Raw genomic sequence first — 9,720 nt, 5'->3', positions numbered from 1 at the left:
GACATAGCCCAGACGACTCAGTTGGTTAATGATTTTGACCATATGGTTGCGTGATACGCCATAGGTATCGGTAACCTGAGTAATATTAGTCATCTGTCCGGCCGGTAGCGACGCCATATAAATCAACGCGCGCAGGCCAAAATCGGTAAAGCTTGTCAGTTGCACATTAACCTCGGTGAATTTCCGGTGAATTTCATCCGTTTAGCATAATTATTATTTAATGATGATAAACCAGCCCATCTGTTTCAGGGCAATTTTTTAAGCAAGCCGGATTCAGGAAAAGCGGTAAGCAAAAAGGACGGGAATAAAGATCGGGGCCTGTTATAACACAGAAGACAAAGGCCGGACAGGGTCCGGCCTTTACGTAATCAGGCGTCAAACGGGTGACGCAGGATCATGGTTTCGCTACGATCCGGCCCGGTCGAGATAATATCAACCGGCACGCCCGTCAGCTCTTCAACACGCTTAATGTAATCACGTGCCGTCTGCGGCAGCGCATCGACAGATTTCGCGCCAAAGGTGCTTTCGCTCCAGCCCGGCAGGGTTTCATAAATCGGCTCAATGCCTTCCCAGCCTTCAGCCGCCAGCGGCGTGGTGGTCATTTCGCGGCCGTCCGGCATCCGGTAGCCGACGCAGATTTTAACTTCTTTCAGACCGTCCAGCACATCCAGTTTGGTCATGCAGAAGCCGGACAGAGAGTTGATCTGCACCGCACGGCGCACGGCAACGATGTCCAGCCAGCCGGTGCGACGACGGCGACCCGTTGTCGCGCCGAACTCATTGCCTTTTTCGCACAGGAACTCGCCGGTTTCATCAAACAGCTCGGTCGGGAACGGGCCAGCGCCAACGCGCGTTGAGTAGGCCTTGATAATGCCCAGCACGTAATCCACATAACGCGGGCCGATACCGGAACCGGTCGCTACACCACCTGCGGTGGTGTTGGAAGAGGTCACGTACGGATAGGTGCCGTGATCGATGTCCAGCAGCGTACCCTGCGCGCCTTCAAACATAATCAGGTCGCCACGCTTGCGCGCGTTATCCAGCAGATCGGACACGTCCACCACCATGCTGGTCAGGATATCGGCGATAGCCATAACATCGTTCAGTACGGTGTCGTAGTCGACCGCGTCTTCTTTATAGTAATGCACCAGCTGGAAGTTGTAGAAATCAACGATCTCTTTCAGCTTAACGGCGAAGGTTTGTTTATCAAACAGATCGCCTACGCGCAGGCCGCGACGCGCAACTTTATCTTCATAAGCCGGACCGATACCGCGACCGGTGGTGCCAATTGCCTTCGCGCCGCGCGCTTTTTCGCGCGCCAGATCCATTGCAACGTGATATTGCAGGATGAGCGGACAGGCTTCAGAAAGTAACAGACGTTCACGTACCGGGACGCCGCGCTCTTCCAGACCTTTCATCTCTTTCATCAGCGCAGCCGGAGACAGCACCACACCGTTGCCGATGATGCTGGTGACGTTTTCACGCAGAATGCCAGAGGGAATTAAGTGGAGAACGGTTTTTTCACCGTTGATGACAAGCGTATGACCCGCATTATGGCCGCCTTGATAGCGCACAACGTATTTAGCGCGCTCTGTCAGAAGGTCAACAATCTTTCCTTTGCCTTCGTCACCCCATTGGGTGCCCAGTACGACAACGTTCTTACCCATTTTCTTGAAACCACCGATTGCTTAAAAAAGGATTCTACCACCATGATTTCCCACTTTCAGCACTTTTAGCATACGATTGCGCAGTTTTTTGCGGGTGATTTCGCCAGGCGTTCCCTGCCGTTTTAGCTTCTTTAGTAACCTTCCCTGGATATGGCATTAACTGCCGCCGTGAACACTCAACATGTAGTAAATGACCACGCCAGCCACCACAATTCCGCCGCCGAAGCGATGCAGAAGACGGTCCGGCAATTGCGCCATGGTGACAATCATGCGTCGCCAAAGGCGCGGCCACAGCATTGGCCCAAGCCCTTCCAACACCAGCACTAACGCCAGCGCCATCCATATGGTTGTATTCATTATTTCTCAGTCGCCATCGGTCAGAAGCTGGCGATTATGCACACTGGCGGATAATCAGTAAATACGAGGTCGGCTGAAGCAGCGGTAAAAAAGCGTGACCGGATATATCACGCTTTCGCCCGCGAGAGACGGGGAATTAATCGACGATAAACAACTTCGCGCCGCTGGGTGAGGAAGAACGATGTGCCTCGGCGTTGTCCGCCACCTGATAGCTCATGCCCGGCGTCAAAATAAAAGTGCGGCCATCCTCCAGCTCCGTATGCAGCTCGCCTTCCAGACAATAAAGTATATGTCCTTTATCGCACCAGTGATCGGCGAGGTAACCTGCGGAATAGTCAACAATCCTGACGCGAATATCATTAAACCTTTGGGTTCGCCACAGCGCATAGCCTTTCTCGCCCAAATGCTTTTCTGACACCACGTTTTGCCAGTCGGTAATACCAAAAGGAAGATGTTTGATTTGCATACCAGCCTCTGTAGAGAAGTTAACAATACGGGATTGCTGCCTGTATCAGAACAGATGAAGCAGGATGGAGCAGGTCGAACAGAAGATAAAAAAAGAGCCGACATAAGTGGGCTCTTTTAAAGAGGTTAGCGTGACGTATTGCCAGATGGCGACTTCATATAGCGGAAGAAGTCACTGTCCGGGCTCAGCACCATAACGTCCTGGTTACCGCTGAAACTTTTCTCGTAAGCGCGCAGGCTACGAATAAAGGCATAGAAGCCCGGATCCTGGCTGAACGCGTCGGCAAACAGCTTCGCAGATTCGGCGTCGCCTTCACCGCGAGTAATCAGCGCTTCACGCTGTGCTTCCGCCAGCGTGCGCGTTACCTGATAGTCGGCCTGAGCGCGCAGTTTTTCCGCTTCTTCCTGACCCTGCGAGCGCTGGCTACGTGCTACCGCTTCACGCTCGGCGCGCATACGGTTGTAAATAGCATCAGACACTTCGGTCGGCAGGTTGATCTGCTTAATCCGTACGTCAACGACCTCAATACCCAACGCAGCCATGCTGTTCGGGTTAATCGACGGCTCGGTGGTTTTGGTTTCACGCTCTACGCGCGCCGCAGCATGAGCGATTGCATCATCCGCCGCTGGCGTCTGCACTTCGTCATCGCTACCAGCGCTGCCGGTGTTCAGGGCATCACGTACGTCAGTGGTCAAACGGCCACGTGAATCGGTGACAATGTCTTTCACGTCAAGGCGACCCATTTCAGAACGCAGACGGTCGCTGAACTTACGTTTCAGCAGCACTTCCGCCTGAGAAACATCGCCGCCGCCGGTCGCCAGATAGTAACGGCTAAAATCGCTGATACGCCATTTGATATAAGAATCGACGATCAGATCCTTTTTCTCTTTGGTCACAAAGCGATCGGCCTGGTTATCCATGGTCTGGATACGCGCATCAAGCGTTTTTACCGATTCCAGGAATGGAATTTTAAAGTGCAGGCCCGGCGCGAATACCAGCGGTTTGTTCTCGTTGTCACGCAGTACTTTGCCGAAGCGCAGCACAATACCACGCTGCCCTTCCTGCACGACAAACAATGACGCGTACAGCACCACCAGTACAACAATAACTAATACGATTAATGGCTTACGCATCGTTTACTCTCTCCCTTCGCGCTGGGTGTCATTGCGCAGCGCGTTAGCGCGACGCTGATCCATGATGTCGTCCGGCGAGAACGACGAACTGCTGCTGGCGCGATCGTTACTGTCTGAAGCCGGCGGCAAACGCATCAGGCTGCTGCTCTCCTGGCTGCTGCGGTTGGAGTTCGACGAACCCTGTCCGCGCATCAGCTGATCCAGCGGCAGCACCATCAGATTGCTGTTGTTGTCGCTCACCAGAACTTTACGCGTATGGCTAAGCACACGTTCCATCGTTTCGATATACAGACGCTCTTTGGTGATTTCCGGCGCAGCTTTGTATTCCGGCAGGATTTTCGCAAAACGGGCGACTTCACCCTGCGCTTCCAGTACGGTACGCGCTTTATAAGCACGCGCCTCTTCTAGAATACGCTGTGCCTGGCCGTTGGCGCGCGGCTGGACTTCATTCGCGTAGGCTTCCGCCTCGCGCACGTACTGTTCGCGGTTTTCACGTGCGGCAATCGCATCGTCAAACGCAGCTTTGACTTCTTCCGGCGGACGCGCCGCCTGGAAGTTTACGTCCAGCACGGTAATGCCCATATTGTACGGACGAATGGTTTCATCAATTTCGCGCTGCGTTTCGCTACGCACCACGGTACGGCCTTCGGTCAGAATACGATCCATGCTGGAGCGGCCAATTACGCCGCGCAATGCGCTGTCCGTTGCCTGACGCAGGCTGTCGTCCGCACTGGTGACCGCAAACAGATAGCGTTCCGGGTCAGTCACGCGGTACTGCACGTTCATTTCTACGCGCACGACGTTTTCGTCCGAGGTCAACATTACGCCGGACGCCGCCAGCTCGCGCACCGCCTCAACGTTTACCGCACGAACCTGGTCGATAAAGGTCGGTTTCCAGTTCAGGCCAGGCTCAACCAGATGGCTGAACTGACCAAAACGTGTTACCACACCGCGTTCCGCTTCTTTGATGGTATAGAAACCGCTTGCTGCCCAAATCACCACGGCCGCTACGGCCACGATGCCTACCAGTTTGCCGCCGTTACCTGAGCCGCGTGAATTATCGCTGCCCTTGCCACCGCCCAGACCGCCGAGTTTTTTGCTCAGCTTACGGAAGATATCATCGAGATCGGGAGGCCCCTGATCGCGTCCTCCTTTGTTTCCCCCAGAGTTGCCGCCTTGATTATTGCTGCTTCCCCACGGGTCGCGGTCTTGTCCGTTATTACCGGGCTGATTCCACGCCATGTTTATACTCCATTTATTGTGTGTGCGGTGGTATCCCAGACCGGGATACACGTCTCAGGCAACATCAGTCAAACAATATAATCCACCAGCGTCGGCTCCTGCTTGCACAGGCGACGCCAGTCAACAATCGGCATGCGTATCAGTAAACTTACGCTGCCATCTTCCTCATTCCACTCTTTTTCGATGGCCTGTAGCTGATAAAAGCGGCTGCGCAGGCGTCCCATTTCCGGCGGCAGACGTAGCTGATGCTGAGCAATCTCGCCTGAGAGCCGCTCAGTCAGCGCCTGAAACAGCAGCGGCAGACCAGCGCCCGTTTGGGCGGAAAGCCAGACGCGTACCGGTTGGTTTTCATCGTTGCGATCGATACGCGGCTCGAAGCCATCCAGCATATCGATTTTGTTCATCACCTGTAGCGTTGGGATCTCGTCGGCTTCGATCTCTTCGAGAACGCTCTCTACTGCTTCAATATTTTCATCGACGCGTACATCGGCGGCATCAATAACGTGCAACAGCAGCGCCGCCTGACGCGTTTCCTGTAGCGTCGCTTTAAACGCGGCCACCAGGTCATGCGGCAGATGACGAATAAAACCGACCGTATCGGCCAGCACCACTTCGCCGACATCGGCAACGTCAATACGACGTAGCGTCGGATCCAGGGTGGCGAACAGCTGATCGGCAGCGTAAACATTAGCGGAGGTCACGCTATTAAACAGCGTGGATTTTCCAGCGTTGGTATAACCCACCAGCGAAACCGTTGGAATATCGGCTTTGGCGCGCGCCTGCCGGCCCTGATCGCGCTGTTTTTCCACGCGCTCCAGGCGCGACAAAATCTGGCTGATGCGATTGCGCAGCAACCGACGGTCGGTTTCCAGCTGAGTTTCGCCCGGCCCGCGCAGGCCGATACCGCCTTTTTGGCGTTCAAGGTGAGTCCAGCCGCGCACCAGACGCGTAGCGAGATGGCGCAGCTGAGCCAGCTCCACCTGTAATTTACCTTCGTGAGTACGTGCGCGCTGGGCAAATATATCCAGAATCAGGCCCGTGCGGTCGATAACGCGACATTCGCACAAGCGCTCAAGGTTACGTTCCTGAGCCGGTGACAGGGCATGATCGAACAACACCACTGAAGCACCGGTGGCTTTCACCGCTTCAGCGATCTCGACAGCTTTACCTTCACCGACAAAATATTTGGGATGTGGCGCTTTGCGGCTACCGGTTATCACGCGCAGCGCTTCGACGCCTGAGGAAGAGACCAGCGTTTCAAATTCTTGCAGGTCTTCTGTCTCTTTGTCTTGCGAGAACCAGATGTGTACCAGTACGGCCTGCTCACCGGCATCATAACGGTCAAACAAGCTTAAACCTCTCTAATTGATTGACCAGAACGGGGAAGGTCAAAAATGCTCTCCCCGTTCTGGCAGGACGATGGCAGGACTTACTCAGCGCTATCACCGTCTTGCTGTTGCGGCTGCGATTGCGCTGCCTGATTATTGCCGCCGTGATGATAGTTGCTACCGCCACCAGCATTGTTGCTATGGTGGGAGACTGCACGCGACGGGACAACGGTAGAGATAGCGTGCTTATACACCATCTGACTTACCGTATTTTTCAACAAAATCACGAACTGATCGAAAGACTCAATTTGACCTTGCAGTTTGATACCATTCACCAAATAAATTGAAACCGGAACACGCTCGCGACGCAGTGCGTTCAGGAACGGGTCTTGTAAAGATTGCCCCTTAGCCATTCTATCTTTTCCTTATATGCTTGTTGTTTATTACTAAGAACCCTGCGGCTCTAAATACTGCGTAAAAAAATTTGCGCACGATAACGGTTCAATTGTACACATTCACTCAAGCTTCGCACCAAGAACCTGTAATACCTTGTTAAGTGCCTCGGCCGGATGATCGCTGTCAAGCCAGTGAACATTCTGCCAGCCTCTTAGCCAGGTAATCTGGCGCTTGGCGAGTTGCCGGGTCGCGCAAACTCCCCGATAAACCATTTCGTCGTAGTTAATTTCGCCTTCAAGATAAGACCACATCTGGCGATAACCCACGCAACGAATGGAAGGCAAATCCGTATGCAAATCTCCTCGTGCAAACAGCGCACGCGCTTCAGCTTCAAAACCCGAAGCCAGCATTTGCTCAAAACGTAACGCAATACGCTGATGCAGCAATTCACGGCTCGCCGGAGCGATAGCGAACTGAACCACATCATAAGGCAAGGCTTCACCCGCAGTTTTCGTCAGTTCCGTTAAAGTTTTACCCGAAATAAAAAAAACTTCCAGTGCTCGCGAGAGTCTCTGGGGATCATTCGGATGAATACGAGCGCCAGCAACGGGATCGATTTCACATAACTGACGATGCAGCGCTTCCCATCCCTGTTCACGCGCTGCTTGCTCAATCTGTTCGCGTACCGCGGGATCGGCCGAGGGCAACGGCGATAATCCTTCCAGTAACGCTTTGAAATAGAGCATGGTTCCACCAACAAGCAACGGAATTCGCCCTTTCGAGACAATGTCCGCCATTTCCGCCAGCGCATCGCGACGAAAGTCGGCTGCCGAGTAGGCCTCCGACGGATCGCGAATGTCCAGCAGACGATGAGGCGCCAGCGCCAGCTCTTCTGCGCCTGGCTTAGCCGTGCCAATATCCATACCACGATAAATCAGCGCTGAATCCACGCTGATCAGCTCCACCGGCAGCTTTTGACGCAAGGCGATTGCCAGCGCTGTCTTACCGGAAGCCGTGGGCCCCATCAAAAATATTGCCTTAGGCCGGCCCGCCATTTCACTTTCACTCATGCTTCAGGGCGCTTAACGCCGTTTCTGTGTCGATCGGTTGTAATAAACCCGGAGGCGGCGATTTCAATAACGCCGGGCAGAGCCGTTCGACCTCCGCCAGCAGCGCAATCGCCTGTGAGTGATTCCAGTGCGCTGGCTCGGCATCAGCCTGCCGCGCCAGCCATTGCGACAGCTGGCCCGACGACATATCCTGCTGACGGGCGAGATAGCCTAACAGTTCTGGAATCAAGTTTTGTAAATTTTGTTGGCGCAATGGTAAAGGCACCGCGCGCAGAGTCACATGCTGTCCATCGCTTTGCAAATCAATCCCAAACAGCTGCAGCAGTTCGGCGTGCCGCTCTATTGCCTGCCGTTCCGGCGGCGCCAGTTTTAGCCGCACAGGAATCAGCAGCGGCTGAGGCTTCAGCCCTTCGGTTCCCGGCTCCAGCTGCGCCTGGCGCAGCCAGCGCGCCGCCACCGGTAACGCTACCAGCGCCAGCCCACCGTTACGCTCAACCACGGCATAGCATTCATGCAGAATAGTTAACAGTCTTCCCAGGCTCTGACTGTGCGCCGGTAACGGCGTCTGAGCGGGTACGCGGGAAGGCGCGGATGGCGCGTTCTCCATTGCGGGCGTTGGCGTCTGCAACAGCTGTTGATAGAGCGCGCCTTCGCGCTTCTGATATCCAGGCTGCTGCTGCGGCCAGCCTGCACCGCTGGCGCGTGCTGGTGAATGCGTGCCAGAGTGGGATGAAGAACTGCCCTGCAAAGCCTCGCCGCGTCGTTGATAGGGTGCCGGTTCCGCTTCCCGTGCCGATGAATGGCGCGCTGGCCGATCGGTTTCCGGCGCTGGCTGGCGGTGCGCTAAGGCATTGGTTTCCTGCAAGGATGGTCGGGACGAATCCGGTGCGTCCGCTGCCGGCAGGGAGAAATGATTTGTGCCTGCAGCAGGCCGGTTTTCCGGCTGCCAGCGCGGTTGATCGTGTTCCGCCAGCGGCAGGCTTTCGGCTCCGCTCTCCTGCAACGCGCAGATCACGCCCTGATAGATAAAATCATGCACCAGCCGTGACTGATGAAAACGCACCTCATGTTTCGCAGGATGAACGTTGACATCCACCTGGTGCGGATCAATATGCAGATAAAGCACATAGGCAGGTTGATGTTCGCCGCCCAGTTTTTCCTGGTAGGCCTGGCGGATCGCATGATTAATCAGCCTGTCGCGCATCATGCGGCCATTCACGTAGCAGTACTGCAAGTCGCTGACCTGACGCGCGCCGACCGGATCGGCCACCCAGCCGCGCAAAATCAGGTCGCCATGCTGCCATTCGATTTTTAGCGCGTGTTCCATAAAGGTCGCGCCGCAAATTGCGCCCAGCCGACGCAGCTGCTGGTTTTCCTGCGCCGCTGCGCGATACTGCCGCACCAGCTTGCCGTTATGCGTCAGCGAAATCGCAATATCAAAACGCGCCAGCGCGATGCGCCGCACTACCTCATCAATATGGGTAAACTCGGTTTTCTCGGTACGCAGAAACTTGCGGCGAGCAGGCGTATTGTAAAAGAGATCGAGAACTTCCAACGTGGTGCCCACCGGATGCGCCGCTGGCTTTACCGTCACCGCCATCTCGCGCCCTTCCGCATAGGCCTGCCAGGCTTCATTCTGTTCGGCGGTACGCGAGGTTAATGTCAGACGCGAAACGGAACTGATACTTGCCAGCGCCTCGCCGCGAAAGCCGAGGCTCATAATCGCTTCCAGGTCGTCCAGCGAGGTGATTTTACTGGTGGCATGACGCGCCAGCGCCATCGCCAGCTCATCCTTACCGATACCGCCTCCGTTATCGCGAATGCGGATCAGCTTTGCGCCACCCTTTTCTATCTCAATATCAATCCGCGTAGCGCCAGCATCGAGGCTGTTCTCTACCAGCTCCTTAACGACCGATGCAGGGCGTTCAACCACCTCACCGGCGGCGATCTGGTTAGCCAGCTGTGGCGGCAGGATCTGAATGGGCATCGCGCATTATCCTCGGTTAAGCGGGAAAGATGCCAGCATCCACCGATGCTGGCGAGAAACAAAGATGGTAACGA

At 55.1% G+C, this 9,720-nt stretch carries 10 protein-coding genes; all 10 read right to left on the bottom strand.

The window, feature by feature from the left end:
- Positions 1–165, bottom strand: a 165-nt coding sequence (locus P3C52_RS14525; protein WP_275555689.1) for an Rrf2 family transcriptional regulator, incomplete at its 3' end; no start/stop codon positions are given.
- A 203-nt stretch (positions 166–368) separates the two neighbouring features.
- Positions 369–1,667, bottom strand: coding sequence for an adenylosuccinate synthase (locus P3C52_RS14520; RefSeq protein ID WP_275555686.1), 1,299 nt, complete (start codon positions 1,665–1,667; stop codon positions 369–371).
- A 156-nt stretch (positions 1,668–1,823) separates the two neighbouring features.
- A complete protein-coding gene (locus P3C52_RS14515; RefSeq protein WP_275555685.1) occupies positions 1,824–2,024 on the bottom strand; it encodes a DUF2065 family protein in 201 nt (66 codons plus the stop codon).
- Positions 2,025–2,160: 136 nt separating this feature from the next.
- Positions 2,161–2,490 (bottom strand): DHCW motif cupin fold protein, encoded by a 330-nt coding sequence (locus P3C52_RS14510; protein ID WP_275555684.1) that lies wholly within the window; start codon positions 2,488–2,490, stop codon positions 2,161–2,163.
- 125 nt (positions 2,491–2,615) lie between these two features.
- Complete coding sequence (gene hflC / locus P3C52_RS14505; RefSeq protein ID WP_275555683.1) at positions 2,616–3,623, bottom strand: protease modulator HflC; 1,008 nt, start codon at positions 3,621–3,623, stop codon at positions 2,616–2,618.
- Positions 3,624–3,626: 3 nt separating this feature from the next.
- On the bottom strand, positions 3,627–4,865 hold the full coding sequence (gene hflK / locus P3C52_RS14500; RefSeq protein ID WP_275555682.1) for an FtsH protease activity modulator HflK: 1,239 nt from the start codon (positions 4,863–4,865) through the stop codon (positions 3,627–3,629).
- A gap of 68 nt (positions 4,866–4,933) precedes the next feature.
- Positions 4,934–6,214 (bottom strand): ribosome rescue GTPase HflX, encoded by a 1,281-nt coding sequence (gene hflX, locus P3C52_RS14495; RefSeq protein WP_275555681.1) that lies wholly within the window; start codon positions 6,212–6,214, stop codon positions 4,934–4,936.
- Between the two features lie 80 nt (positions 6,215–6,294).
- Positions 6,295–6,606 (bottom strand): RNA chaperone Hfq, encoded by a 312-nt coding sequence (hfq, locus tag P3C52_RS14490; RefSeq protein WP_038623882.1) that lies wholly within the window; start codon positions 6,604–6,606, stop codon positions 6,295–6,297.
- Positions 6,607–6,708: 102 nt separating this feature from the next.
- On the bottom strand, positions 6,709–7,659 hold the full coding sequence (miaA, locus tag P3C52_RS14485) for a tRNA (adenosine(37)-N6)-dimethylallyltransferase MiaA (protein WP_275555680.1): 951 nt from the start codon (positions 7,657–7,659) through the stop codon (positions 6,709–6,711).
- Positions 7,652–9,646, bottom strand: coding sequence for a DNA mismatch repair endonuclease MutL (gene mutL / locus P3C52_RS14480; RefSeq protein ID WP_275555679.1), 1,995 nt, complete (start codon positions 9,644–9,646; stop codon positions 7,652–7,654). The genes miaA and mutL overlap by 8 nt, the downstream gene beginning before the upstream one ends.
- Positions 9,647–9,720 lie beyond the last annotated feature (74 nt).

The organism is Mixta sp. Marseille-Q2659 (assembly GCF_940807255.1).
In the GTDB taxonomy this organism is placed as follows: Bacteria; Pseudomonadota; Gammaproteobacteria; order Enterobacterales; family Enterobacteriaceae; genus Mixta.
This window is presented reverse-complemented; position numbering and strand designations above follow the sequence as displayed.